General features: G+C 63.3%; 22 protein-coding genes, 1 tRNA gene and 1 pseudogene. 15 read left to right on the top strand and 9 right to left on the bottom strand.

Features of this window, described 5'->3' with window-relative positions:
* Positions 1 to 75: 75 nt before the first annotated feature.
* The 6 genes from sdhC (at position 76) to ALTAJ2_RS05805 (ending at position 5,551) form a co-directional block, all read left to right on the top strand.
* Positions 76 to 507, top strand: a complete 432-nt coding sequence (gene sdhC, locus ALTAJ2_RS05830; RefSeq protein ID WP_006186581.1) for a succinate dehydrogenase, cytochrome b556 subunit — start codon at positions 76 to 78, stop codon at positions 505 to 507.
* Positions 507 to 872 carry a succinate dehydrogenase hydrophobic membrane anchor subunit gene (locus ALTAJ2_RS05825; protein ID WP_006186580.1) on the top strand — a complete coding sequence of 122 codons (366 nt, stop codon included), beginning with the start codon at positions 507 to 509 and terminating at the stop codon, positions 870 to 872. Before sdhC ends, ALTAJ2_RS05825 begins: the two co-directional genes overlap by 1 nt.
* 1 nt (position 873) lies before the next feature.
* Positions 874 to 1,746 (top strand): succinate dehydrogenase/fumarate reductase iron-sulfur subunit, encoded by an 873-nt coding sequence (locus tag ALTAJ2_RS05820; RefSeq protein WP_006186579.1) that lies wholly within the window; start codon positions 874 to 876, stop codon positions 1,744 to 1,746.
* 2 nt (positions 1,747 to 1,748) lie between these two features.
* Positions 1,749 to 3,587, top strand: coding sequence for an FAD-binding protein (locus tag ALTAJ2_RS05815; RefSeq protein WP_007108300.1), 1,839 nt, complete (start codon positions 1,749 to 1,751; stop codon positions 3,585 to 3,587).
* Positions 3,588 to 3,668: 81 nt separating this feature from the next.
* A complete protein-coding gene (locus tag ALTAJ2_RS05810; RefSeq protein ID WP_007108299.1) occupies positions 3,669 to 4,973 on the top strand; it encodes a 5'-deoxyadenosine deaminase in 1,305 nt (434 codons plus the stop codon).
* A gap of 353 nt (positions 4,974 to 5,326) precedes the next feature.
* Entirely contained in the window at positions 5,327 to 5,551 is a 225-nt protein-coding gene (locus ALTAJ2_RS05805; RefSeq protein WP_007108298.1) for a helix-turn-helix domain-containing protein, read from the top strand.
* 214 nt (positions 5,552 to 5,765) lie between these two features.
* On the opposite strand, the gene ALTAJ2_RS05800 is transcribed toward ALTAJ2_RS05805, so the two are convergent.
* Positions 5,766 to 6,581, bottom strand: a complete 816-nt coding sequence (locus ALTAJ2_RS05800; protein WP_007108297.1) for an HD domain-containing protein — start codon at positions 6,579 to 6,581, stop codon at positions 5,766 to 5,768.
* A gap of 64 nt (positions 6,582 to 6,645) precedes the next feature.
* A complete protein-coding gene (locus ALTAJ2_RS05795; RefSeq protein ID WP_007108296.1) occupies positions 6,646 to 7,125 on the bottom strand; it encodes a redoxin domain-containing protein in 480 nt (159 codons plus the stop codon).
* Positions 7,126 to 7,417: 292 nt separating this feature from the next.
* Between ALTAJ2_RS05795 and tatA the strand changes: the two genes are divergently transcribed.
* Positions 7,418 to 7,744 carry a twin-arginine translocase TatA/TatE family subunit gene (tatA, locus tag ALTAJ2_RS05790; RefSeq protein ID WP_007108295.1) on the top strand — a complete coding sequence of 109 codons (327 nt, stop codon included), beginning with the start codon at positions 7,418 to 7,420 and terminating at the stop codon, positions 7,742 to 7,744.
* A gap of 14 nt (positions 7,745 to 7,758) precedes the next feature.
* Positions 7,759 to 7,831: transfer RNA gene (locus ALTAJ2_RS05785), tRNA-Arg, on the top strand.
* A 163-nt stretch (positions 7,832 to 7,994) separates the two neighbouring features.
* Here ALTAJ2_RS05785 and ALTAJ2_RS05780 read toward each other — a convergent pair.
* Both ALTAJ2_RS05780 and ALTAJ2_RS05775 read right to left on the bottom strand, forming a co-directional pair.
* Complete coding sequence (locus tag ALTAJ2_RS05780; protein WP_007108294.1) at positions 7,995 to 9,236, bottom strand: acyl-CoA dehydrogenase family protein; 1,242 nt, start codon at positions 9,234 to 9,236, stop codon at positions 7,995 to 7,997.
* A 163-nt stretch (positions 9,237 to 9,399) separates the two neighbouring features.
* Positions 9,400 to 10,167: an SDR family NAD(P)-dependent oxidoreductase gene (locus ALTAJ2_RS05775; protein ID WP_007108293.1), complete on the bottom strand. Its 768-nt coding sequence runs from the start codon at positions 10,165 to 10,167 to the stop codon at positions 9,400 to 9,402.
* Between the two features lie 186 nt (positions 10,168 to 10,353).
* On the opposite strand from ALTAJ2_RS05775, the gene ALTAJ2_RS05770 reads away from it, so the two are divergent.
* From ALTAJ2_RS05770 to ALTAJ2_RS05740, 7 genes are all read left to right on the top strand, one after another.
* Positions 10,354 to 14,253 carry an ATPase, T2SS/T4P/T4SS family gene (locus ALTAJ2_RS05770; protein WP_049899861.1) on the top strand — a complete coding sequence of 1,300 codons (3,900 nt, stop codon included), beginning with the start codon at positions 10,354 to 10,356 and terminating at the stop codon, positions 14,251 to 14,253.
* Positions 14,250 to 16,322, top strand: a complete 2,073-nt coding sequence (locus ALTAJ2_RS05765; RefSeq protein WP_007108291.1) for a type II secretion system F family protein — start codon at positions 14,250 to 14,252, stop codon at positions 16,320 to 16,322. The genes ALTAJ2_RS05770 and ALTAJ2_RS05765 overlap by 4 nt, the downstream gene beginning before the upstream one ends.
* Before the next feature lies 1 nt (position 16,323).
* Entirely contained in the window at positions 16,324 to 16,851 is a 528-nt protein-coding gene (locus ALTAJ2_RS05760; RefSeq protein ID WP_007108290.1) for a DUF7287 family protein, read from the top strand.
* Positions 16,852 to 16,855: 4 nt separating this feature from the next.
* The gene (locus tag ALTAJ2_RS05755) at positions 16,856 to 17,476 is read left to right on the top strand and encodes a DUF7288 family protein (RefSeq protein WP_007108289.1); all 621 of its coding nucleotides are present in this window, start codon (positions 16,856 to 16,858) and stop codon (positions 17,474 to 17,476) included.
* Positions 17,470 to 18,822: a bactofilin family protein gene (locus ALTAJ2_RS05750; protein WP_007108288.1), complete on the top strand. Its 1,353-nt coding sequence runs from the start codon at positions 17,470 to 17,472 to the stop codon at positions 18,820 to 18,822. The genes ALTAJ2_RS05755 and ALTAJ2_RS05750 overlap by 7 nt, the downstream gene beginning before the upstream one ends.
* A gap of 74 nt (positions 18,823 to 18,896) precedes the next feature.
* Positions 18,897 to 19,412: a DUF7266 family protein gene (locus ALTAJ2_RS05745; RefSeq protein ID WP_007108287.1), complete on the top strand. Its 516-nt coding sequence runs from the start codon at positions 18,897 to 18,899 to the stop codon at positions 19,410 to 19,412.
* Positions 19,409 to 20,200, top strand: coding sequence for a DUF7289 family protein (locus tag ALTAJ2_RS05740; RefSeq protein WP_007108286.1), 792 nt, complete (start codon positions 19,409 to 19,411; stop codon positions 20,198 to 20,200). Before ALTAJ2_RS05745 ends, ALTAJ2_RS05740 begins: the two co-directional genes overlap by 4 nt.
* 100 nt (positions 20,201 to 20,300) lie before the next feature.
* On the opposite strand, the gene ALTAJ2_RS05735 is transcribed toward ALTAJ2_RS05740, so the two are convergent.
* The 5 genes and pseudogenes from ALTAJ2_RS05735 to ALTAJ2_RS05715 form a co-directional block, all read right to left on the bottom strand.
* Complete coding sequence (locus ALTAJ2_RS05735; protein ID WP_007108285.1) at positions 20,301 to 21,590, bottom strand: hypothetical protein; 1,290 nt, start codon at positions 21,588 to 21,590, stop codon at positions 20,301 to 20,303.
* A gap of 114 nt (positions 21,591 to 21,704) precedes the next feature.
* Positions 21,705 to 22,613, bottom strand: coding sequence for a CheR family methyltransferase (locus tag ALTAJ2_RS05730; protein WP_007108284.1), 909 nt, complete (start codon positions 22,611 to 22,613; stop codon positions 21,705 to 21,707).
* A complete protein-coding gene (locus ALTAJ2_RS05725) occupies positions 22,610 to 23,125 on the bottom strand; it encodes a chemotaxis protein CheD (RefSeq protein WP_007108283.1) in 516 nt (171 codons plus the stop codon). The genes ALTAJ2_RS05730 and ALTAJ2_RS05725 overlap by 4 nt, the downstream gene beginning before the upstream one ends.
* Positions 23,122 to 24,388, bottom strand: a pseudogene (locus tag ALTAJ2_RS05720) (chemotaxis protein CheC). Before ALTAJ2_RS05720 ends, ALTAJ2_RS05725 begins: the two are co-directional and overlap by 4 nt.
* Positions 24,385 to 24,990, bottom strand: a complete 606-nt coding sequence (locus ALTAJ2_RS05715; RefSeq protein ID WP_006186561.1) for a chemotaxis protein CheC — start codon at positions 24,988 to 24,990, stop codon at positions 24,385 to 24,387. The pseudogene ALTAJ2_RS05720 and the gene ALTAJ2_RS05715 overlap by 4 nt, the downstream one beginning before the upstream one ends.
* Positions 24,991 to 25,005: the final 15 nt, after the last annotated feature.

Below are 25,005 nucleotides of genomic sequence, written 5' to 3'. Positions count from 1 at the left end.
GGCCGGCCCGAGGCTGCGAGCGGAGCGATAAAAGTAACTTCTATACCCCCACGGTCAAACGGTCCACATGAGCGCATGAGTCAGTCTTACAATCGCGGTCTCGTCGAGGACTTCGGTCGCTGGAAGGAGTTCTCGGCCGGCATGTGGGCGTGGATCTTCCACAAGTTCACCGGGTGGGTGTTAATCGGCTACCTGTTCACCCACATCGCCGTGTTGAGCACTTCTATCGGTGGCGCACAGGGCGAAACGACGATGGTCGGCGGCGAGGAACTCAACGTGTACACTGCGACGCTGCAGGGACTCGAGGGGCTGTTCCTCATCCGACTGCTCGAGGTCGGCCTGCTCGCGGTCGCCGTCTTCCACATCCTGAACGGGCTGCGCCTGTTGATGGTCGATCTCGGCGTCGGGCTCGAGGCCCAGGACAAGAGTTTCTACGCCTCGCTGGTGTTGACGGGCGCGATCACCGTCGCGAGCGTCCCGACCTTCCTGACGGGGGTGACCATCTAATGGCGGAACGATACTCCTCGTTTACCCCCGGCGGCACCGGCTGGTTCCTCCAGCGGATCACGGCGGCGTTTCTCGTCGTCGTTCTCGCCTTCCACTTCTTCCTCCTGCACTTCGTCAACCACGCGTACGAAGTAACCTTCATGGGGACACAGACCCGAATGCAGAACGTCGGATACTTCCTGACGATGGTCCTGTTCCTGATCACCGCCACGTTCCACGGCGTCAACGGCGTCTACAACGCCCTCGTCAATCAGGGACTCGAGGGGGGACGGAAGAAGGCCGTGCTGGCAGTACTGACCCTCGCCAGCGTCGCACTCGTCGCACAGGGTATCTACGTCGCGCTCGCGATGCGAGGCATGATCTAATATGAGTACACAACAAGCCGAACCCGAAAGCCAAGAGGCACCGGAGGACCCGGCGATGAAAGGGGCAGAATCGCCGGCGGCCGACGAACAGACCGGCGGCGGGATGGTCGACGACCACGCCGAAAAACGAGCGGAACTCGAGGGGGAGACGGTCCACATCAAGGTGTTCCGGTACGACCCAGAGGTCGAGGGCAAGCAGGAACCCCGCTTCGACGACTTCCACGTTCCCTTCGAGAAGGGGATGACCGTTCTCGACGCGGTCATGTACGCCCGCGACGAGTACGATTCGTCGCTTACCTTCCGACACTCCTGTCGGCAGGCCGTCTGTGGCTCCGACGCCTTCTTCGTCAACGGCAAGCAGCGACTCGGCTGTAAGACCCAGATTTCCGACTTGGAGCAGCCGGTTCGCATCGAGCCGCTGCCCCATCAGGAGGTCGTCAAGGACCTGGTCGTCGACATGGACCACTTCTACGACCAGATGCACACCGTCGAGCCGTACTTCCAGGACGAGGACACGCCCGCGACCGAGGACCTCGAGGAGCAGCGCCAGACCCCCGAGAACCGCGAGAAGATCAAGATGTCCTCGCGGTGTATCTGGTGTGGCGCGTGTATGTCCTCGTGTAACATCGCGGCCGGCGACAACGAGTATCTCGGTCCCGCGGCGATCAACAAGGCCTACAAGTTCGCGATGGACGACCGCGAGGACGAGCAGATCAAGGAGCATCGACTCCGCATTCTCGAGCAGGAACACGGCGTCTGGCGGTGCCAGACACAGTTCTCCTGTACCGAGGTGTGTCCGAAGGACATTCCGCTCACCGAGCACATTCAGGAGCTCAAGCGGGAAGCAGTCAAGAAGAACCTGAAATTCTGGTAATCATGTACGAACACGACGTTATCGTGGTCGGCGCCGGCGGCGCCGGCCTCCGGGCCGCGATCGCAGCGCACGAAGCAGGAGCGGACGTGGCGATGGTCTCGAAGCTCCATCCCGTCCGCAGCCACACTGGCGCGGCGGAGGGTGGCATCAACGCCGCCCTCCAGGAGGGGGACGACTGGGAACTCCACGCCTACGACACGATGAAGGGGTCGGACTACCTCGGCGACGCGCCGGCGGTCGAGACCCTCGCCAAGAACTCCCCCGAGGAGACGATCAACCTGGAACACTGGGGCATGCCCTTCTCCCGCGAGGAAGACGGCACCGTCTCCCAGCGGCCGTTCGGCGGGCTCTCCTATCCCCGAACCACGTACGCCGGAGCCGAGACGGGGCATCACCTGCTGCACACGATGTACGAGCAGGTCGTCAAACGGGGCATTCAAGTCTACGACGAGTGGTACGTGATGAACCTCGCGACGACCGACGAGGCCGATCCCAACGACCGCGAGTGCCACGGCGTCGTCGCCTACGACGTTCAATCCGGCAACATCGAGGGCTTCAAAGCGAACCAGGGCGTCGTCCTCGCGACCGGCGGCCCCGGCCAGGCCTTCGATCACACCACCAATGCCGTCTCCTGTACCGGCGACGGCCACGCGATGGCCTATCGCGCCGGCGCACCGCTCGAGGACATGGAGTTCATCCAGTTCCACCCCACGTCGCTGCCGTCGACGGGCGTCCTCATCAGTGAGGGCGTCCGCGGCGAGGGCGGCATCCTCTACAACAGCGAGGGCGAGCGGTTCATGTTCGAGCACGGCTACGCGAACAACTCCGGCGAACTCGCCTCACGCGACGTCGTCGCCCGCGCCGAACTCACCGAAGTCGACGAGGGCCGCGGCGTCGAGGACGAGTACGTCCATCTGGACATGCGCCACCTCGGCGAGGAACGCATCATGGACCGCCTCGAGAACATCCTCCACCTCGCGGAGGACTTCGAGGGCGTCGACGGCCTCGTCGAGCCGATGCCGGTCAAGCCCGGCCAGCACTACGCGATGGGCGGCATCGAAGTCGACGAGAACGGCCAGACCTGCGTCAACGGCCTCTACGCCGCCGGCGAGTGTGCCTGCGTCTCCGTCCACGGCGGCAACCGGCTCGGCGGGAACGCCCTGCCGGAACTGATCGTCTTCGGCAAACGCGCCGGTCGCCACGCCGCCGGCGAGGATCTGGGCGACCCCGAGATCCGGACCGGCTACGGTGACGACGTCGAGGACGAGACCGAGACCGACCTGCCCGTCACGCCGGGCGACGCGGGAGTCGACACGTCCGGCGGCGTCGCCGCGGACGGCGGCGTCACGGCCGACGCCGAAGGGGTTCTCGAGCGCACCGTCGAGACCGCTCGCCAGCGCGTCGATCGCCTCATGGACAAGGAAGACGGCGTCCAGCACGCCGAAATCCGCGCGAAGCTCCAGAAGGCGATGACCGACTACGTCAACGTCTTCCGGACCGAGGAGGGCGTCAAGAAGGCGCTGCGGCTCATCCGCGAGTGCCGACAGGAGTACCAGGACGTCTACGTCGACGACCCGTCGCGGACGTTCAACACTGACCTCCAACAGACCATCGAGACGCGCAACCTGATCGACGTCGCCGAAACGATCGCGCTCGGCGCGCTCGTCCGCGACGAGTTCCGCGGCGCACACTGGCGCAAGGAACACCAAGAACGCAAGGACGAGGAGTGGCTCAAACACACGCTCATCTCGTGGGACGACGGCGAACCCTCGATCTTCTACCGACCGGTCATTCTCGAGGGCGAGAACAAGACCTACGAGCCGAAAGAGCGCAGCTACTGACGCCGTAGGCCGGCCGCTCGGCCGGTTCCGCCCTGCCGTACCAGCAAAGCTAAACGGCACGCCACGCTATCGTGGCTCGGTATGTTATTGTCGGGAACGGTCGTTGCTGACGCCGAAACCGTGATTCACGACGGTGCCGTCGTCGTCGAGGACGACCTGATCGTTGCCGTCGGAGACCGGTCGACGTGTCTCGAGGAGTATCCCGATCACGACCGCGACTCGTACGACGTGCTCGCACCGGGCACCGTCGGCGCACACGTCCACTCCGTCCAGAGCCTCGGGCGCGGCATCGCCGACGACACCGAGTTACTCGAATGGCTCTACGAGTACGTGCTGCCGATGGAAGCGTCGCTGTCACCGGCCGCGATGCGAACTGCCGCCGAACTCGGCTACCTCGAGATGATCGAGAGCGGGACCACGACCTGTATCGATCACCTCTCCGTCGATCACGCGGCACAGGCGTTCGAGGCGGCTCGCGAACTCGGCATCCGCGGCCGCCTCGGGAAGGTCATGATGGACAAGGACGCGCCGCCGGGGCTGCTCGAGGACACCGACGAGGCGCTCGAGGAGAGCGAGCGGCTCATTCGCCGGTACCACGGCGTCGATGGCGGCCGCATCCGGTACGCCGTGACACCGCGGTTCGCCGTGAGCTGTACCGAGGCCTGTCTGCGCGGGGCTCGACACCTCGCCGACGACTACGACGGCGTGATGATTCACACGCACGCGAGCGAGAACCGGGGTGAAATCGAGACCGTCGAGGACGAAACCGGCCGCCGGAATATCCAGTGGCTCGACGAGGTCGGGTTGACCGGCGAGGATGTCGTGCTCGCACACTGTGTCTGGACCGACGAGTCCGAACGCGAACTGCTCGCGGAAACCGGAACGAACGTCACCTATTGTCCCTCTTCGAATATGAAACTCGCCAGTGGCGTCGCACCGGTGCTCGACTATCTGGATCGGGGGATCAACGTCGCGCTGGGCAACGACGGGCCGCCGTGTAACAACACGCTCGATCCGTTCACGGAGATGCGACAGGCGAGCCTCCTCCAGAAGGTCGATCGACTCGAGCCCGAAGCGCTGCCGGCGCGGACGGTGTTCGAAATGGCGACGATCAATGGCGCACGGGCGGCGGGATTCGATCGCGTCGGGAAACTGCGCGAGGGCTGGAGCGCCGACATCATCGGCCTCGAGACGGAGGTTACCCGTGCGACGCCGATTCACGATGTCCTCTCACATCTGACGTTCGCCGCACACGGCGACGACGTGCAGTTCACGATGGTCGATGGAACCGCGTTGATGCGCGATGGCGAGGTGCTCGTCGCAGACGCCGGGGCAATCAGGTCACGAGCCCGCGAATTCGCTGCCGAACTGGATGTCACCTGCTGACGAGACCCGATTCGACGATCGACGTTCGGTGGCGGAGAGCTCCCGACGCCGGTGCTCGCGCCGGTCGCCGGCCGTCCGATTTTGGCTCCCGAATCGATACCGCCGACCCGCGAACCCCCGATAGCGCCGGCAATACCGGAGTTCGACCGTCGGAAGGGTGGAAAGACGACGCTGGACGTACCGTTCAGTACTCCGAGTGTTGACCAGTTGGTGCAGGCCCCTCACGCGGAGCAGGCCCGGCTGTCGTGGTCCGCTCGAGTCACGGCTCCGCCGGACGGAACCGGTGTCGGACACTCGATTTCGACAACTGACGATGCACAATTTTAATATCGTCGAACCATCGAACCAGTAATATGACTCAGAGCGGAAAGTCACGATCGACGGTATCGATTCCCGACGACATCGAGTCCGCACAGGCGAAACTCGTCTACCTCTACATCTCCGTGTGGCCGGCCGCGACGCCGGGGGATATCTGTACGGCGCTCGCACTCAACAAGGGAACCGTCCTCTCGATCGCCGGAACGCTTCGGGATCGCGGCTACCTCGAGCGGCGGGACGGCGGGTACGAACTCGCCTGAGGGAGCCCCCCGTCGGGAACGGCGGGAATTCGACCGGCGCTTAGGACCCCGGTCGACGGGAAACGGTCAGCTACTGTGGGACTGCTGCGGTCCGACGGCAACTCACTCGCTTTCGATGCATCCGAACGGAGTGCGGCCGGCTCGTCGTTCGCCGAAGGATGTCTCGTTGTAGAACTGAACCCAGCGTACAGACCGTGGGCAACGGCGAGGGCACCTAGAGTTCGATTCGCTCGACCAGTTGCTCGCGGTTTTCGTTCGTGTTGAGCGCGACGATCCGGATCTGATCCTCGAGTCCCGAATCCTTGAGTTTGGCCTTGAGCAGGTTGTCGACCTGGTAGACGCCCGCGGCGTTGGTCATCTCGATTTCGACCATGACGGGGGTGGTGTCGCCCCCCTGGAGCGAGACGCGACTGATGGCCTGACTCGAGAGGGTGTTGATCCCCCGGCCGCCGGACTCGTAGGGGATTCGGGAACGCCCTCGTTCCATGTCGAGAGCGTCGGCGACGCGGATGACGCCGGCTTCGGTCGTCAGGGGCGTCTCGGCGGTGTGATGGCAGAGGATCGCATGGAGAGTCTCGCCTTTCATCCGGACGGTGTCGGCGGCGTCGTAGAACTCGGGGAGGATCCGCTCGAGGATGTCCGCGGCCAGCGGAATCGAGTAGTAGGCGTGGCTGTCGCGGTGGACGACGTGGCCGACGTCGTGGAGGGTCGCAGCGAGCGCGATGATGACCGCCTCGTCTTCCTCGTCGAGACCCTGCTGGCGTGCCCCGTTGAAGTCGACGTCACCGGCCTTGAGGAGGTCGTACAGACACAGCGCCCGGTTGCGAACGATCTCGATGTGCTTCGTTCCGTGATCGTTGTACCGCATCCGGTCGACCGCGTTGACGTTCTGCGCCTCGAGATAGGCCGTGATCTCCGCGTCGTCTTCGATGTACGCGAGGACGGCGTTTAGTTTCTCGTCGGGGAAGTTGTGGTCGTCGTCGGGAACGTAGACGCGGCGAGGATCCTCGTCGGCGGCGGAATCGCTCATACCGGAACGTGGGGTGCGGACTAAAAAAGCCCTGCGACGGTCGTCTCGGCGGTCTCGAGGCGAGTTAGGAGAGGTCCTCGACCGCGGCCTCGACCTCGTCGTAGTCGGGTTCGACGCCGGGGTCGTCGCTGACCCAGGAGTAGGCGACCTCGCCGTCGCCGTCGATGACGAACACCGAACGCTTGGCGACGCCGTGGACGCCCAGGTCGGCGAAGTCCATCGAGAGCCCGTAGTCGTCGACGATGTCCTTGTTGTAGTCGCTGATGAGGCCGAACTCGAGGTCGTTCTGTTCGCGGAACTCGTTCAGCGTGAACGGCGAGTCGCGGCTGACCCCGTAGACGGCGGCGTCGAGGTCGTTGAACGCGGCGAGTCGGTCCTGGAACGTACACATCTCGGTCGTACAGACGCCGGTGAAGGCCCCGGGGAAGAACGCGAGGACGACCGGTGCCTCGTCCGCGAGGCGCTCGGACAGCGTAAACTCCTCGATGTCGCCGTTTGCGAGCGGTGCGGTGAAGTCGGGTGCGGCATCTCCGGTTGCTACCATCGTCTCGGTATTGCGTGTAACGCCGAAAGACAGTTTCGTTATCGGAAGCGACTGAGACCGGGGCGCATCGGGAACGGATACCTCGAAACGGCCGACGACGACGACCGCGCGGCCGCGTCCACGGTGGCACGATACGCCGGTCGGCGGGGTAAAATCAGGGGTCGCCATCGGATAGCGAACAGTTCGCTGTCCAGTTGGACGAATTTCCTCCGCAAACGGACTGTCGCGGCCGCTTGCTTACCTTAGTGGTCCAAAAAGGTTATAATTGCCAGCGGATAAGCCACGTATAGAGATGGTAGCCGAAACCGCACCGCTGTTCATCCCCGGCGGAATGGGGCCTCCCGAGCTCGCGATTATCCTCATCATCGCGATTTTGCTCTTCGGGGCCAACAAGATCCCAAAACTGGCACGCTCGACCGGCGAGGCCATGGGTGAGTTCCAGAAGGGGCGCGAGAAAGTCGAATCGGAACTCGAGGAAATGCGCGACGGAAGCGGCAACGTCAGCGAGAGTAACCTCGAGGACGACGAGGAGTTCGTCGATACGGAACCCGTCACCACCGAGGAGGAGACGAGCACCGAGACCGGAACCGAAACCGGAACTGAAACGGAAACCAACTAAGTTTTTTTGCGGCGGGGCGTGTGGCCTAGCGGACAGGGCAGGAGGTTCCTAACCTTCTGATCGTGGGTTCGAATCCCGCCACGCCCGTGCAGCGAGGAACGGACGCGACGAGCGAACGGGCACGGAGTTCGAAGGAGAGAACGGCGAGCGATGCGAGCCGTTCGCGTGGTTCGAATCCCGCCACGCCCGTGCAACGAGACGAAGAGCGGAGCGAGTCGTCGAGTGAAAAAGCAGCGTAGCGAACGGCCCGTCAGTGGTCCGCGCTTCGGTCCCGGTTCGGATCGCCGAAGCGGGTCAGCGGCTCGAGTTCCTCCTCGGGGACGTCCTCGAAGGCGGCGCGGGCGATGACGCGGCGGTGGACCTCGTCGGCACCGTCGACGATGCGGAACTGGCGGACGGATTCGTAGAAGTCCGACAGGGGGAGGTCCTTCCCGATGCCGTTGGCACCGCAACACTGTACCGCGAGGTCGATGGCGTCCTGAGTGATGTTAGCGGTGAAGACCTTACACATCGAGACGGGGACGCGGGCCTCGTCGCCGGCGGCGATCCGGTCGGCGGCGTCGCGGATGCCGGTCCGGGCCATGTGGAGTTTCGTCTCGGCGTCGGCGATCCGGTGGCGTAGCGACTGCTTGTCCGACAGCGTCGCGTCGAAGCCGCGTCGGTCGCTGATGTAGGCCTTCGCGATGTCCAGCGACCGCTGGGCCATCCCGGAGTAGCGCATGCAGTGGGTGAGTCGGGCGGGGCCGAGCCGTTCCTGCGCGTGGGTGAAGCCTTCGTTCAGTTCGCCCAGCAGGTGTTCCCCGGGAACGCGGACGTTCTCGTAGCGGATCTCGGCGTGGGACACGCCGTGATTGCCGCCGCCCATGTGGGGGACATCGCGGATGACTTCGACGCCGTCGGCGTCGGCAGGCACGAGGAAGAGCGAACAGGCCTCGTAGGGGTGGGCCTCGGGATCGGTTCGGGCGAGGACGATCAGGACGTCGGCCTCGACGCCCTGCGTCGTCCACCACTTGTGGCCGTCGATGACCCATTCGTCGCCGTCTTTCTCGGCGGTCGTCCGGATCATTTTCGGGTCCGAGCCTGCGCCCTGCATCGGCTCGGTCATCGAGAAGCCGGACTTGATCTCACCGGCGACCAGCGGCTCGAGATAAGTCTCTTTTTGCAACTCGTTACCCGCTAACTCGAGCAGGTGCATGTTCCCCTCGTCGGGGGCGTCGACGCGCATGGCGACCTGTCCGAGCAGGCTTCGGCCCGCTTCTTCGAAGGCCGGCAGCGAGTCGCGGAAGGAAAGCCCCATGCCGCCGTACTCCTCGGGGATCTGGGGTGCATAAACGTCGTACTCGCGGGCGGCCGCGCGAAGGTCCGCGACGGTGCCGCTCGAGACGGCCATCCCGCCGGCTCGCTCGCGCTCGATCGGCAGGACGACCTCTTCCATCAGGTCGGCGGCACGGTCGGCGACCTCACGGGCCTGGTCACTGTCATTGTAGCGCATAGTGGGGGTACTCCCGATCGATGGCTAAGCGTTCGGAAAACGCCCACGGAGTCGCAACTATCCCCGTGATTTTTGATGGTGAACGAACACGACCGAACCAGATCGGTGCGGGACGACGTCTCGATCAGTGTGGACCGGAGAGTCAGTGGCGATCGGACTGGGTCTACCGCGCCGTCCACCCCCCGTCGGCCGCGAGTACGGAGCCGGTCACGTAGGTCGCGGCGTCGCTCGCGAGGAAAACGACGGGGCCGGCGATCTCCTCGGGGTCGGCGAACCGCTCGAGCGGGGTCCGATCGATGATCGATCGACGCAGATGATCGTCGTCCTCGAGCTCCTCGGTGAGTGCCGTCGAGACGTAGCCCGGTGCGACGGCGTTGACTCTGACTGCGGGTGCCCAGTCCAGCGACATGCTCTTGGTGAGGCCGGCGAGTCCGTGCTTCGAGGCGACGTAGGGGTGTTGCCGCGGCAGGCCGACCAGCCCGCCGACGCTGGCGACGTTAATGACCGACCCGCCATCGCTCGCGAGGAGGTGGTCCGCGGCAGCGCGGGTGACTTCGTACGCACCGTTTAGATTGACATCGAGCACGCGGTCGAGACTCTCGGGTTCGACCGTCTCCGGTCGGCCGAGCGCGTCGTCAGGGTTGAAGCCGGCGTTGTTGACGACGATATCGATGCCGCCGAACTCGTCGACGGCGCTGTCGATGACGTCGCTGACTGCGTCGCTGTCGGTCACGTCCGCGGGAACGGCGAGTGCGTCACCGCCGGCGTCTTCGATATCGGCGGCGACGGATTCGATTTCGTCCCTCGAGCGGGCGCTCGGAACGACCGCAGCCCCCGCGTTTGCCAGTTCGACCGCGATCGCGCGGCCGATTCCGCGTCCCCCGCCCGTGACCACTGCGACCCGTCCGTCGAGATCGAATAGCTCGCTCATCGCTCTTCCGTTTCGTCGGTACCGATGTCAAGTTTTTCGCGCACGCCCCCTGCAATATCGTATCAAATGAAAACCAATAACGTCCTTACGAGTAGCCGAATCGATCGAAAACGAGCGGGTGCTGAGTTATCAGAAATGGTAATCGGCGGATGAATTTTTTGAGGGGTGAACGTCAGCGTGGATGCAATGGCTATTGACGAGGCCGACCAATCGGATGCTGGGGACTTTTCTGAGGGGGAGGCATCCGACCCTGCGTCGGAAGACGAGCGGTCTCAAGAAGCTGACCTGACGTCGAATTCGGCGATCAGAGTTGGTACGTACACCTGGGAAGAGTTCATGAACGAGTACGGGTACGGCGACGAAGTGGCCGACCTGTACCCCGACGACGGGACCGAGTCGGACCAACTCGGACTCGATACCGGCGAAGATGTCGGATCGAGCCCGAGCGGGGACGACTGGGACCGAGTGACGTTCGATCCGGAATCGTACCTCGGGTATCATCCCGACAACCTCGAGGAGCAGGTCCTGCCGACCGCCGGCGACAGCGCTGCCACGCTCCGGTCGATCGTCGACGAGTACCTCGATCCGGAGACGACGCCGGTCGTCAAGGACGTCTGGACCTGGGAACACTACAAGCGGGAGTACGGTCACGACGATTCGTCGCCGCTGGACAAATCCGAAGCGCTCGGCTTCGATCCCGAGACGTTAGAGGGCCGTCTCGCCGCCGCCAACGACGTTGCCCTGGAACTCGACGACGTCGTGGAAGAACGCACCGTCAACGTTCAGGAGGACCTCGACGAAGACGAGTTCTTCTCGACGGCCGGGGGGAACACGACCGTCTCCAATCGCTACGATCTCGAGAAGGCGGTCCCCTTCGAAAAGAAGACCCACTTCCGGGAGGTCGAGCGCTACTGGGTGAACAAGCCCTACGCCTACGTCGTCATCTTCCACTCGGAGAAGGAAAACGAGAAGAAGTACTACATGATCGAGCCCTACCAGAACGAGATCGAGGCGGAACTCAAGGAGTTCCTCTCGGGGAAACTCAGGAAGGCGATCAAGTACTCCGAAGACGGCATCAAGGAGAAGGCGACGGAGGGTGGTCGTCGAACGGTCATCGAGGACGAAACCAGACGGTTGCTGAAACGGTACGATCTCTTCGAAGCGACGTCCGGAAGCACGTCGGAAGGCGTCGTCGAGACGATTCGGGGACTGCTCGACGATGACGAGGCGACCGTGGTCGAGACCGAGGACACCGGCCCGAGCCGACTCGGCGGGATCGAGGCCCGACCCGAACCGGCCATCCTCGCGGACGATCCGGACACGCTGAGCGAGTATCAGGTCGAAAAGCTCCTGTACCTGCTTACGCGGGACTTCATCGGCTACGAACGCATCGACGGGATCAAACACGACATCAACGTCGAAGACATCTCCGTCGACGGCTACAACTCGCCGGTCTTCGTCTATCACTCCGAGTACGAACAGATCATCTCGAACATCTACCACGGCGAGGACGAACTGGACGACTTCGTCGTCAAACTCGCCCAGCGGTCGGGCAAAGGGATCAGCAAACGGCTCCCGCAGGTCGACGCGACGTTGCCCGACGGCTCGCGTGCGCAGTTGACCCTCGGCAAAGAGGTCTCCGATCACGGGACTAACTACACCATCCGTCAGTTCAAGGACGTTCCGTTCACCCCGATCGACCTCATCAACTGGAACACGTTCTCGCTCGACGAGATGGCGTTCCTCTGGCTCGCCATCGAGAACCACAAGAGCCTGATCTTCGCCGGCGGTACCGCATCCGGGAAGACGACATCGCTGAACGCCGTCTCGCTGTTTATCCCCTCGAGCGCGAAAATCGTCTCCATCGAGGACACCCGCGAGGTCGAACTGCCACAGCGAAACTGGATCGCCAGCGTCACCCGCCCCTCGTTCTCCGACGACGAACAGGGTGACGTCGACGAATTCGACCTGCTCGAGGCCGCACTGCGCCAGCGACCCGACTACATCGTGATGGGTGAGATCCGTGGTGAGGAGGGTCGAACGCTCTTCCAGGTCATGTCGACGGGTCACACCACCTATACGACCTTCCACGCCGACTCCGTCGACGAGGTGCTCAAGCGGTTCACGACGGACCCGATCAACGTCTCGAAGACGATGTTCACCGCGCTGGATCTGGTGTCGATCCAGACCCAGACCCGCGTGCAGGGTCGGAAGGTCCGCCGGAACAAATCCCTGACCGAGATCAACCACTACGAGGCCGAACACGACGAGATCAACGTTCAGGACGTCTACCAGTGGCAGGCCGAGACCGACGAGTTCCTCAAGATGGGGGATTCGAACACCTTGGAGGAGATTCAGTTCGACCGCGGGTGGAGTCGGGAGAAACTCGAGGACGAACTGTTCAAGCGGGAGGTCATCCTCGCGTACCTCATCAAAAACGAACTGAACACGTACGCGCAAGTCGCCGCGACCGTGCAGGCGTTTATCAACGATCCGGAGACCATCCTCACGCTCATCGCGAACGGCCAACTCGAGGACAGTCTCGAGGACCTCCGGGAGATGGAGAGCGTCCTGATCGATGTCGATCCGGAGAAAGAGGAACTCGTTCCGCGACCCGAGGCGACCAGCGAGACGTACAACCTTTCGACGGACATCTTGGAACGGGCCGAAGAGTCGCTGTTCGAGGAGTTCCGCGGCGAGGTTCCCAGCGGGCTCGCGAGTTCGCTCGGGGAGGTCGAAGCCGAGAGCACGATCGAGGTCGACCGCGCCGACAGCGACGAGTTCGAGTTCGGCGGCGAGATCGACGAGACCGTCGACGAAGACGAGTGGGAACTGGGCGACAGTTCGACCGCGTTCGCCATCGACGGCGACGACGGCGGCGGTGACGAGCCGGCGTGGCTGAGCGAAGGGGCCGAGGCCGGCGTCGCTACCGACCCCGATGCCGGACCGGGACCGGAGGAAGCCGACGAACGCGCGCCTGCCGGTGAATCGCCCGCAGCGAGCGGGGCACCGACGGAGACGGCGGCCCAAGCCGCCCCGTCGAACGCGGGGGGCGACCGGCTCCCGGCGGACGGGACGACCGACTCGAGCGGCGGGACCGAATCGACGGGGAGCGACTCGACGATACTGCCGTCCGATGACGCCGATGACAGCGATCTGGGTGGGCTGTTCGACGATATGGGAGAGACGATCGACGGGATCGACGATCCGCAACCGGGGCAAGCGGCCGGCGATCCCGACTCGACGGCGAGCGATCACGGGGAAACGTCGGGACTCGATTCGATGTTCCCGGACGGTGATCTCGATTCCATCTTCGATCCCGACTCCGAGGACCGCACGTCGACGGCTGCGCCCGAGGAGCAACCCGCAGCCGAGACGGATGCGGCCTCGGACGACGACCCGGAGCCGCCGACGATCGACCTCGGGACCGGGTCGACCGAGTCGGATGTGGCGGAGTCCGATTCCCCTGCGGCGGACGCGGCCTCGGACGACGAACCGGAACCGCCGACGATCGATCTCGATACCGGGGTAACGGACTCGGATGCAACGGGTTCCGACACGTCTGCGGCGGATACGGCCGCTGACGACGAGCCGGAACCACCGACGATAGCCCTCGATGACGGGGCGACGGATTCGGATGGCACTGAATCGAGTTCGCCTGCGGCGGATGCAACGGAGACGGACGGTTCGCCTGCCGGTCGTCGGGACGATGGAACCGGCGACACGGACACGGGAAGCGACGCCCAGTCGGCGACACCCGAAGCCGGGAGCACTGACCCGCCGACGATCGATATCGACGACGGGGGAGCCGATTCGTCGGCCGAGGCCGCCGATGACGAGCCGACCGACGGGCGCGAACCGAAAGCGGACCCGGAAGACGAAGCCGGCGACGACTCGATATTCGGCGACGATTCGGCGTCGGTCTTCACCGACGACGAGGCCGAGACGGTCGACGATGACGGGTCACTGTTCGACGCCGACTCGAGCGACGACGAGTCGATTTTTAAAGACGACGACGGGGACGCGGCGGACGGAAACGACGGCATTTTCGATGCCGACGGAAGTGACGAGGAGACCGACTCATGAGCCTCCAAACGAAGGACAGCGGCGGGTCGGGAATGTCGGGAAGCTCCGACGCACTCGGTGATCGGTTCTACCCGCTCTACGAACGGCTGTTCGGGGACGACAGCGAGTTCGTCGCCGATGTCGAGACGAAACTCGCGCAGGCCCGGATGACGGATACGGTCGAACTCTACCTCTCGCGAGCGCTCGGGATCGGGTTCATCAGCGGACTCACCCTCTGGCTGATCGGGCTGATGCTCGGCTACGGCGTCTTCGCCATCGGGCTCCTCTCGAACGAGACGCTCATCGGCATTCCGGTCGGCAACGGACTCCTCCTCCGGATCATCGAGATGCTTCGCGTTCCGGCCGTCATCTTCTTTACCGGGCTGCTACTCGGTACGATCGGCTTCGGGATCGGCTTCGGTTCGATGGTCGCGATTCCCTACTCACGTGCGTCCTCGCGCAAGCGCGAGATCAACATGCTCCTGACCGACTCGGTCTCGTTTATGTACGCCCTGTCGGTCGGTGGCCTGAACCAACTCGAGATCATCGAGGCGATGGCCCAGGCCGACGACACCTACGGCGAGGTCGCAAAGGAGTTCCAGAGCATCGTCAAAGAGACCGAATACTTCGACATCGACTACCGCACGGCCATCCGGAAACAAGCGCTGGAGACGCCGAGCGACGACCTCGCGCAGTTCCTGACCGACATGCTCTCGATCGTCAACAGCGGCGGTGACATGCAGAGCTTCCTCGAGGACAAGAAAGAAAAGCACATGCGCACCGCAAAGCAGGAACAGGAACTCACCCTCGAGACGCTCGAACTGTTCGGGGAGATGTACATGACGCTGTCGCTGTTCCCGCTTCTCCTGATCATCATCATGGTCATCATGCAGATGATTCCGGGCGCGGGCGTCTCGAATCAGATGCTCTATATGACCGTGTACGGATTGATCCCGATGATCGGCGTCGCCTTCATCGTCCTCGTTTCGACGGTCAAACACGACGAGCCCGGCGACGGCTTCCTCACGATGGAGAACACGGACCAGCGAACCGAAACCGGCAAGGACGACGGACTGTTGGGCCTCGGACTCGTCGAACAGTTCACCGGCGATCACAGCGTGTTCGATCGAATCAAGAACCGCGAGGGGACCTACGAGACGATAGAGGTTCTGCGGAAGCCCCATCACTTCTTCAGGGACAATCCGCTGATCACGCTTGCGTTGACCGTCCCGATGGCACTCGTCGTCGTCGTTACGGCCGTGGTAAACGGGGCGACACCGATGTCGTGGGAGGAACTCCTCGAGAAACCGATCTGGGGGACGGTCATCTACCTCTACGTCCCGCTGTACATCGTCGCCCTGCCGCTGGCGATTTTCCGCGAGTGGAACTTCCGCCACCGAACCGCCGTCGTCAACAAACTCTCAGAAGACCTCCGGAAGCTCTCGAGTTCGAACGACACTGGGCTCACGCTGCTCGAGTCGTTCAAGGCCGTCTCCGACACGACGAGCGGCAAGTTGGCCCGCGAGTTCGAGATCGTTCACACGAAGGTCAACTACGGGACGAGCATGAAGGAAGCGCTCATCGAGTTCAACAACAAGTACCACATTCCGCGCCTCGCCCGAACGATGCGCCTGATTACCGAAGCGCAGGAGGCGTCGAACGAGATTTCGGACGTTCTCCGGACGGCCGCAACGGCGAGCGAGAATCACGACGATATCCAGCGCGAACGCAAGTCCCGGACCCGGATGCAGATCGTGATTATCATCATGACGTTCATGACGGTGCTCGCAGTGATCGCCATTCTCAAGACCCAGTTCATCGACACGATGGCGGGTCTCGAAAGCAGCGGCGGTGGCGGTGGTGGTTCCGGAGCCCCCGGCGGTGCCGGCGGTGCAATGCAGGGTGCGAACCTCAGCGAGAACATCAACGTCGACATGCTGTCGGTGTTGTTCTTCCACGCGGTGACCCTGCAGGCGATCATCTCCGGGTTTATCTGCGGATATATGCGGGACGCCAGTATATTGAGCGGGTTGAAATACGCGGTCGGACTGTCCGCGATCGCACTCATCGGCTGGACTCTGGTGGCCTGACATGAGCGAACAACGTTCACGCGACCGAGAGCGGGACCGACAACGACGACCCCGGACGATCTCGATCTCGCTTGCGGATCGGGGCCAGACCACGCAGGATTTCGCCGTCGGGATCGGTGTGTTCCTGCTGGCGATCGCCTTCGTCTTCTCGTTTCTCCCGTCGCTCGTAACCCCGTACGAGTCGTCGAACGGCGCGAAGACGGCACAGGCCGACCGGATCGCGGACCGGATCGTCGACGATCTCGGGACGGGATCGGGTAACGAGATCGACTTTACGGAGTATGCCGGAGAGGAGAACCTGACCCACCAGCTCGGACTCCGGGCGAGCGGTGACCAGGATCACGTGTACGATAGTCTGAACGTGACGATAAAATACGTGAACAATAGTACGACGCTCAAACACCCCGATACCACCGCCGGGGAACCGTATAGCAACCAGTCGGCAGCCAGTTCGGCACGGATCGTAACGCTCGAGGGCGATGTCGACGAGTGTGAGCCCGCCTGTCGACTCGTCGTGAGGGTCTGGTGATAGCATGGCCGGAACTGATATTCCATCCGGCGGTGATCGTGGACAGGCCTACACGCTCGAGGGGTTCATCGGTGCGATGGTCGTGCTGATGGCGACCCTGTTCGCACTGCAGTCGGTCGTGATCATGCCGTCGACCGGCGGAGTCGACCGCTCCGATCAGGCACAGAGGCAACAGGAAGCACTGGACGCACTGGTCGTCGCGGCAGAAGACGGCAACCTCTCGGAGACGCTCCGTCGCTGGAACGGTGAGGGTGGATTCGAAGGGACCGACGGACAGTTGGCACAGAGCGGGGACTACCGACGGTACCATCCCGACACCTTCGCCAATAAATCGACGCTCGGGAGGATACTGGACGATCGATTCAACGCGCGTGGCGGCGGATACAACGTCGAGATTCATCCGAAAGGGAGCGAGAACAAAACGCTGGTCCACCAGTCCGGACCCCCACCGTCGAGCGTCACGGCCAGTTATACCGTGACGCTGTACGACGACCAGTACGTAACTCCGGACCGGGACCGAACGCTGAGCGACCTCAACGAGAGCGAGTCGGCGATTTCGGAGTTGGACAACGGCTCGAATAACCCGGTCTACAACGTCGTCGAAGTGCGGGTGGTCGCATGGTAACCGTCCCCGACCGACACCGCGATCGCGGGCAGTTGCTCCTCGTCGGCGCGATTACCCTCGCGTTCATCATTCTGGGAGCCGTCGTCGTCTACAACGGTGTGCTCGCCACCGAAACCGTCGCCTCCGGTCCGACCGGCCAGACCGGCCCCGATGCCAAAGTGACGAACGAGGAACTTGAGAACGGACTCGGGGGCCTCGCCCATCGCGGGAATATCGACTGGGACAGCAGTAGCGGCGGTAGCTACGGCAACACTCTCGACGCGGTGATCACCGGGGATTCGGAATACGCGGAGTCGTACCTGAACACGACGGCGAGTAGCCGTCCGACGGCCACGCAGATCGAGACCGTCGATGTCGTCATGGAGGCACGGGTTGCAACGAACCCCATCGGAAACGAATCCGTCGACTTGCTGAACAACGAGTCCGCGATCAACACGACGCGACGCGTCGGTCACTTCGCCCTCGAGTTCGACCCGGACGACAGTGACGGCGACATAACCGTCCGGTCCGTTAACAGCAGTGGCGGAATCAAGGAGGTTACGATCGAAGAGACCGGCAGCGGCTATGAGGTCCAATCCGAGCCGTGTTCCATGTCTCAACCCGTTCGAATCGACTTCGTTCACGGAACGATCAACGGCACCGAACGGGAGTGCGGACTCGAGTTGATCGATCCGGACGAGTCGTACGACGAAGTCGAACTCTCTCAGGGGGACGACGCCGACGGCTCGTACGAACTCGTGGTCAAAGGGGACCAGGATATCGATGGGATCGGCGATGTCGACTACGGCGCGTGGGACATCGCGGCGGACGTCACGTATACCTCGAACGAGGCTTCGTATACGCGGTTACAGCGAGTCCCGATCTACACCGACGGACCACAGAACCCGCTCGGACTGGTTCCGACTGGGACCTGCAGTAACCTCGATATCGACAGTAATTCACCCGATATCCCCGCCGATGAAATAATCGAGTGCGATATCGTTGATGACGGGGACGGTATTAGTGTCGGATACAATAGCGATGGCGTGCTGATAGGCGATCTGGATATCGACGATGGCCTCGATGTCGACAACGGCGGTTCGTTTTACGGAACCGCCATCACGTCATCGACGGTCGATATCGATGACGGGACCGTCACCGGTGAACTCGTCGCCGACGGTGACGTCGATATGAGTTCGGACAGCGTCGTCTACGGGGACGTCTACACCAGAGGGAATGCCGATATCGACGGCGGCGTCGTTCACGGAGACGTCATCGCCGAAGGATCGGTCGACCTCAATTCCGGGTCCGGAACCGTCCACGGAACGGTCAAGGAGGGGGTCTCTGACATTGATAACCACAGATAAGACCATGTTTACGACTACTGTTCGGCTGCGTCGGGACCGTTCGACCGCGACTCACCGATCGGAGGTGGCGGTCGATGCGTGACCGGTTCCATCGGGCCGACCGCGGCGTTTCGATCACGGTCACGCACGCGCTGACCATCGCCATCACGACGGTCCTCATCACGATGCTCCTGATGGCAGGCGGCACGCTCCTCGAGAATCAAAAGGAAAAGAGCGCGCGGCTGTCACTCGAGACGGTCGGCGAGCGTCTGAGCGACGAACTGTCGAACGTCGACCAGGCGGCGATCGGGACGAACGACGAGGTGACCGCCACTGCCGACCATCCGCGAACGGTTGCAGGATCGTCGTACACGGTCGAATTACTGCCTGCGAGCGAGTGCGGAGATGGACGGTTTCTCGACGGCTCGACCGAGTGTCTGAAGCTGACGGCGACGGACGCCGATACCGTCGTCTACGTCCCGGTCAAGATCGACGCGGAAATCGACGACGACTCGAAGACAGTACCGGGCGGCACGATCGAAATCCGCCATCGGTCGGATACCGGTGACCCGACCACCAGTGAAATATCGATCCACGGGGGAACACGATGAGACGTACCCGAACCGTCGAGACGAGCGCTGGGCGTACCGGCACCGATCGTGCAGTCTCCGACGTCCTCGCGTTCGTCCTCGTGTTCGCGATCGTCATCGGCTCCGTCATGTTGCTGTCCATGACTGGCTTCCAAGCGATGACCGATTACAGCGACGGCGAGCAACTACGGAACTCCGAACGGGCGATGGAAGCACTCACGGAGAACTTCAACGACGTGTTGCGATACGATGGGATCGACAAGCGACGCGGCGAACTATCGCTTCGGGAAGGGACGTTTGTGGCCGACCCCGATGGGACGACACTCGAGATCGAACTCGATACCGGTGCCGGTACTGCTCCCGCCGACGCCAGTCCCGTGACGCTCGGCGAATTCGCGTACACGACCGGGTCCGACAGGATCGTGTACGAGGGTGGCGGCGTCGTTCGTTCCGCCGAAAACGGCGGGAGCGTCGTTCTCAAACGACCACAGCTGGCGTGTGACGAGGGGAACGAATCGGTCCTTATTACCGTTCCTTCAGTCCAGGCCAACAACGGGTCGATACAGAGTAGCGGCACGCTCGAGGTCATGATGAACGAAACGGACCGCAAGACACAGATCGAAAGCGGTGTCGACGAAGTGACGGTAACGGCGGATACGAACTACGGCAACGCCTGGAACGCGACGTTCGAACGGTCGGGCTGGGAACGCGACACCGCCGGTGCGACCCCCAAAGCGACCTGTGGTGAAAGCACGGGCAGCGACCTCCGAGTCGTCATAACGGTCGTCGAGACCAACGTCAGGTACTGACCGCGCCGTCGTTCCTCCGAGGAGTCGTCGAGGGCAATCGAGCACTGACCGTCACTGCGCCCCGACCGCAGACGACCGGCCGATCGGCGTAGCAATCGTTTCAGGAGGTTCGATCATCCCAGTCTCCCGTGAGCATCGCCCGCAATCCCGCTCGAGCGGCGAGCGCCTCGACGCGTGCGGCGCGTTCGTCCGGTTCACCCCCGGTCGCGAGGTAGAGGCCGTTCGAGAGCTGTGTCGGGGCGGCCATCGGCGAGCCGTCGGCGTGAGTGGGGGCAGCGTTCAGAACCGTGCCGTCGGCGTCGTCGGGGCTCCACGGGACCTCGATACCGGAGAGGCCGCGCTCGAATAGGTACTCGGCGGCCTCGACGAGTGCCCCCTCCGCCGTCGAGTGGCCGATCGCGCCGATCGAACCGCGATCGTTGAAGAATCGGACGACGTATTCGCCGCCGTCGGTACCGGTGTCGGCATCGGCGGTCGGTCCGTCCGATCCGTCGTCGGGAGTCGACGCCGACGGGTCGTCCGATTCCGTCCCTGTCGCGTCGTGCGTACCGGCTTCGCGGGCAGCGTCGGCGTTCGAGCCCGCAGCGCTCCCGCGCTCGGCTCGAGTCGCGTCCGTTCTCGGCTCGGTGGCGTCGCCGCCGGAGTCGGCTGCCAATCCGGACCGAGAGCCGGGTTCGCGGGTATCATTCGTCTCCCCGTCTCCGGTCACCGCCGATTCGCTGAAGCGAATCGAGACGTCCGCCCGTGTCTCCCCCGATTGCGGCCTGCTGTCGGCGAACGCGACGACGAGTTGATCGAGGAATCGATCGACCGCGGAGTCGAACTCGTCGGCGTAGGCATCGCCCTGCACGGCGGCCGTCGTCAGTTGCTCGACGATCGCGTCGACGAGACGCGGCCGCTCGAGTGCGAGTCGCCGGGCGACGTGATCCCGCGAGTGGTGCTCGAGTCGGCGAGCCAGGGCCGCCCGCGAGTAGTTGTCCAGTGTCGACTCCGTGTCGGCGAGTTCGGAGAGGGTGAGTGCGTGGTAGTCGATATCGGACGCGCCCGCAAGCAGGAGGTACTCGCGGCCGTTCGTGTAGATCGCGCGGTCGATACCCGTCCAGGTCATCGCCCCCCGAAGCGCGGTGGCGCGTGACTCCTCGAGGGACGCATCGTAGGCCTCGACGGCAACGAGCAGCGCGGGCACCGACTCGATCATCGGCACGTATTCGACTCGCGTCCCGTCGACGGTCCGGTCGGTCACACACGAGTCGTCACGACAGTCCCAGCCAAGGGTCTCGAGGAAGGGTTCGACGAGCCACGTGCGGGTTTCACCGCGGGACGTCGGCGGCGACGAATCGATCAGCGCCGCAGTGCGGGCGATGAACGGTCGAAGGTCGAGCGGAGGCATTCGTCGGGAGTATTCGGTGAACCGTCATGTAACGAGTGGTTGTGCTCCGAACTGTGAACAGTAGCAATGGGTTCTCGCGGGAAGCCCGACATCGCCTCGCACGTCTCGTCTCCGCTACGACGTGAAGTTCGAGTCCGTGCGGCGGTCGGTCGTCCCACCACCCGTGTTGCGGCCGTCCCGCTGATAGATTCGCAAGCGAGCCTCGCGGACGGCGAACGCCGACTGGAGCGACGGCGGGATCGTCTCGGCCTTGCCGATGACGAGGTAGCCGTTCGTTCGAAGCGACCGGGCGATCGTTTCGAGCATCGGTCGTTTGTACGCGTTGTCGATGTATATGAAGAGATTCCGGCACGTGACGAGATCGAACCCCGACTTCGGGTCGTCGTTGATCAGGTCGTGGCGCTGAAAGCGCACGTTTCGCTTGATCTCGTCGCTGATACGGTAGGTCCGCCCATCGACATCGACGTACCGCCGGTAGTCGTCGAGAAAGGAGAGTTGCTCGTCGAGGTCGACCGTCCGGGATTCCTCGTAGACGCCGTTCCGAGCCGTTTCGAGCGCCGGTGTACTGATGTCGGTCCCGAGAACGTAGACGCTGGACTCGTCGATCTGAGGATCGTCACGCGCGAGCATCGCAAGCGAGTACGGTTCTCGGCCGTCGGCACACGCGGCACTCCAGACTCGGACGGTCGTCTCTTTCGCGGACAGTTTCCGGAGCACGGTCCGAATCCCCGACCAGACATCCGGATTCCGAAAAAAGCCGGTCACGTTGATGCTCATCGCCTCGAGCAACGCCTCCTGTTCGTCGGCATCGCCTCGCAGGTACTCGAAGTACTCCTGGTACGTCTCGTTTCTGGTCCGCCGCATCCGCGAGGAGATACGCCGGTCGAGGTAGCTGTCGTTGTAGTGGCTGGTCGCGAACGACAGTTCGTCTTCGACGAACGCGAGGAGATCCGCGAACACCTCGTCGTCACGGTTACCGTCGTCGGGGTCGGTGCCGGCGTCGCCAGCGCCGTCGCCGATCACAGTTCCGTCACTCCGTTCTCGCCGTCGGACGTTTTCACCACGAGCGTGCCCGTCCCGGGCGTGAATTCGACGGTGCGACCGTATTCGCCACCGACGTCTTCCGCCTCAAGCGGGACGCCGAGTTTCTCGAGTTCCGTCTTCGCGGCGGCGATGTTTCGCTGTCCGACGCCGTCGCCGAAACTCTCGAACTCGAACATGTCGCTGCCGCCGGCGATTTTCGCTTCGACGGCGGTGTAGTTTGCGCCCTGCTCGACCATGCGTCGGAGGAGCGCACGGATCGCCGTATCGGCGTACTTGCCGGGTTTGCGATCGCTGTTGTCCGCAGTGTCGCCGTCGGGTAACATGACGTGTGCCAAGCCGCCGATATTGGTGTTCGGGTCGTACAGAGCGATGGCCAGACACGACCCGAGGCCGTAGGACTTGAGCGTGTCGTCGCCGTCGCTGACGACGAGTTCGGAGATGCCGACCTGGACCGGCGTCGGTGCGCCCGGTTCGGTGCCGTACGTTTTCATGTGTTATCGACTTCCTGGAACTCCGCCGTCGTCGGCGTCTCCTCGATCCGATCGACGTCTAAGTTGTTCAGCGCCCGCTCGAGATCGGACTCGTCGGGGATGGCGTACACTTCGCAGTCGAACTCCCGACCGTCGGCCATGACGACCGTGTCGAAGACGAACGCGAAGTCCTGATTCTCACCGAGTTGGATGATGACCGGGTCGACGGCCGCGGCACCGATGTCGTGGATGAACTCCGGCGTCGAGTGGTCGATCGTCGTATCGAGGACGTTCGCCCACCCGTCGAGGAACCCGCTTGCCATGATGTTCCCGAGTTCCTTGATCGCGCTGGTGCCCATCTCGCCGAACCCGTCCTCGTCGACCTCCATGGGAACCATCGCGTCGACGATCTCGTGGGCCGACTCCTCGTCGAACAGGAAGAGGAGATAGCCGCTTGGCACCGTCGAATTCGAAGGCGACCCCGACGAGTTTCTCGTTTGCCACCTGCTCGGGGATCGCCTCGAGCGAGACGAAGTTCAGCCGGCGGATGTCGACGCTGGTATCGATGCCGGTCAGCGTGGTCGCCGTCTTGGCGACCTCCTCGGCACCGCGTTCCGCCATTCGATCGAAGCCGTCGAGTTTGTCGTACTCGATGCCCTCGCTGGTGCGCAGTTGCTCCAGGAGCTTCGACATCGACTCGCGTTTCGGGAAGAGGTAGTGACTGAAGCCGACCTCGGTCCCGACGGTTTCGATCTGGCTCTGGAAGAGCAAGGCGAGATCGTCGTCGGCCGGTGCCTCGTCGATGTCGCCGAAGAAGGGCTCGGCGGTCTGTCCCTCGACGAACTCCGGCGTGGAGACGTCGATGACGGTTTCCAAGACGTCGGCCCAGCCGTCGATGAAGCCGCTGTTCATGATGTGACCGACCTCGGTGGCCGCGCTCTCGGTCATCTCGTCGAAGCCGTCGAGTTCGTCGACATCGGCGTCGACATCCGCGTCGGGACCGGCTTCCGCGAGCAGGGTTTCGACGATTCGGAGCGCGTTCTCGCGCTCGAAGACGACGACCGAGTAGCCCTCGATCCCGCCGGTCAGCTTGACGCGGACGCCGACCTTCTCCGTCGAGTCCTCGAAGTCGCGCCGGATCTCCTGGCCGCGCATGAAGTTGAGCTTCGTCACGCCGACTTTCGTCTCGACGCCCAGCATATGGGTGAGTCGGCCCGCCGCCAGTCCGGCTCCCTCTCGAGCCATCCGGTAGAACGTGCCGAGTGCGTTGACGTCGAGTTTCATGCGGATTGGACTTCGATGCCGTTGACCATTTCCACGAACTCTCCCAAGTCGGGGAAGGCGTAAATCTCGGCTTCGATCTGGTAGCTGGGGACCGACAGATCGGAGTCGAAGAACAGGGCCAGATCGTCGCCGCCGAGACTGGCCGTCCGGGTGACGATGTCACCCGTCTGTGCGTAGACGAGCTGTGGCGCGGCGATATCGATCGCGCGGCCGAGCACGTCCGCCCAGCCGTCGATGAAGCCACTTGCCATCATGTTGCCCATCTCTTCGACGGCGCTGCGGGCCATCTTTCCGGAGACATCGCCCATGTCGTCGACGACGTCACGAAGCATGATCGCCGTGATCTTCTTCGCGCTCGCCTCCGGGAAGAGGATGAGGATGTGCCCGTGTGGGGGATCGAGCAGTCGGACGCGGACGCCGACCCGTTTCCCGGCATCGAGCTGTGACTCGATGTCGTCGACGTCGATGAAGTTGGTCTTGGTCACCTCCATCTGGGCGTCCTCGCCGGTCAGTTTGCTCATGTTGTCGGCGACGCCGTTCGTCCCGACTTTCGCCATCTCGTTTATGAAGCTCAGCTTTCGTATATCGACCATCATCGTCATGAATTCCTCCGTAGG

The organism is Natrinema altunense (assembly GCF_000731985.1).
GTDB classification, from domain to species: Archaea; Halobacteriota; Halobacteria; order Halobacteriales; family Natrialbaceae; genus Natrinema; species Natrinema altunense.
The sequence above is the reverse complement of the archived record's forward strand: the minus strand, read 5'-3'. Positions and strand labels throughout refer to the sequence as shown.

What these genes read in the sequence shown, in the direction of transcription:
- ALTAJ2_RS05755 (WP_007108289.1), top strand. Translation starts at nt 16,856, where the DNA reads ATGGCCGGAACTGATATTCCATCCGGCGGTGATCGTGGACAGGCCTAC.
- ALTAJ2_RS05780 (WP_007108294.1), bottom strand. Translation starts at nt 9,236, where the DNA reads ATGCGCTACAATGACAGTGACCAGGCCCGTGAGGTCGCCGACCGTGCC.
- ALTAJ2_RS05815 (WP_007108300.1), top strand. Translation starts at nt 1,749, where the DNA reads ATGTACGAACACGACGTTATCGTGGTCGGCGCCGGCGGCGCCGGCCTC.
- sdhC (WP_006186581.1), top strand. Translation starts at nt 76, where the DNA reads ATGAGTCAGTCTTACAATCGCGGTCTCGTCGAGGACTTCGGTCGCTGG.
- ALTAJ2_RS05765 (WP_007108291.1), top strand. Translation starts at nt 14,250, where the DNA reads ATGAGCCTCCAAACGAAGGACAGCGGCGGGTCGGGAATGTCGGGAAGC.
- ALTAJ2_RS05740 (WP_007108286.1), top strand. Translation starts at nt 19,409, where the DNA reads ATGAGACGTACCCGAACCGTCGAGACGAGCGCTGGGCGTACCGGCACC.
- ALTAJ2_RS05805 (WP_007108298.1), top strand. Translation starts at nt 5,327, where the DNA reads ATGACTCAGAGCGGAAAGTCACGATCGACGGTATCGATTCCCGACGAC.
- ALTAJ2_RS05810 (WP_007108299.1), top strand. Translation starts at nt 3,669, where the DNA reads ATGTTATTGTCGGGAACGGTCGTTGCTGACGCCGAAACCGTGATTCAC.
- ALTAJ2_RS05820 (WP_006186579.1), top strand. Translation starts at nt 874, where the DNA reads ATGAGTACACAACAAGCCGAACCCGAAAGCCAAGAGGCACCGGAGGAC.
- ALTAJ2_RS05825 (WP_006186580.1), top strand. Translation starts at nt 507, where the DNA reads ATGGCGGAACGATACTCCTCGTTTACCCCCGGCGGCACCGGCTGGTTC.
- tatA (WP_007108295.1), top strand. Translation starts at nt 7,418, where the DNA reads ATGGTAGCCGAAACCGCACCGCTGTTCATCCCCGGCGGAATGGGGCCT.
- ALTAJ2_RS05800 (WP_007108297.1), bottom strand. Translation starts at nt 6,581, where the DNA reads ATGAGCGATTCCGCCGCCGACGAGGATCCTCGCCGCGTCTACGTTCCC.
- ALTAJ2_RS05745 (WP_007108287.1), top strand. Translation starts at nt 18,897, where the DNA reads ATGCGTGACCGGTTCCATCGGGCCGACCGCGGCGTTTCGATCACGGTC.
- ALTAJ2_RS05725 (WP_007108283.1), bottom strand. Translation starts at nt 23,125, where the DNA reads ATGAAAACGTACGGCACCGAACCGGGCGCACCGACGCCGGTCCAGGTC.
- ALTAJ2_RS05735 (WP_007108285.1), bottom strand. Translation starts at nt 21,590, where the DNA reads ATGCCTCCGCTCGACCTTCGACCGTTCATCGCCCGCACTGCGGCGCTG.
- ALTAJ2_RS05750 (WP_007108288.1), top strand. Translation starts at nt 17,470, where the DNA reads ATGGTAACCGTCCCCGACCGACACCGCGATCGCGGGCAGTTGCTCCTC.
- ALTAJ2_RS05715 (WP_006186561.1), bottom strand. Translation starts at nt 24,990, where the DNA reads ATGACGATGATGGTCGATATACGAAAGCTGAGCTTCATAAACGAGATG.
- ALTAJ2_RS05770 (WP_049899861.1), top strand. Translation starts at nt 10,354, where the DNA reads ATGGCTATTGACGAGGCCGACCAATCGGATGCTGGGGACTTTTCTGAG.
- ALTAJ2_RS05795 (WP_007108296.1), bottom strand. Translation starts at nt 7,125, where the DNA reads ATGGTAGCAACCGGAGATGCCGCACCCGACTTCACCGCACCGCTCGCA.
- ALTAJ2_RS05760 (WP_007108290.1), top strand. Translation starts at nt 16,324, where the DNA reads ATGAGCGAACAACGTTCACGCGACCGAGAGCGGGACCGACAACGACGA.
- ALTAJ2_RS05775 (WP_007108293.1), bottom strand. Translation starts at nt 10,167, where the DNA reads ATGAGCGAGCTATTCGATCTCGACGGACGGGTCGCAGTGGTCACGGGC.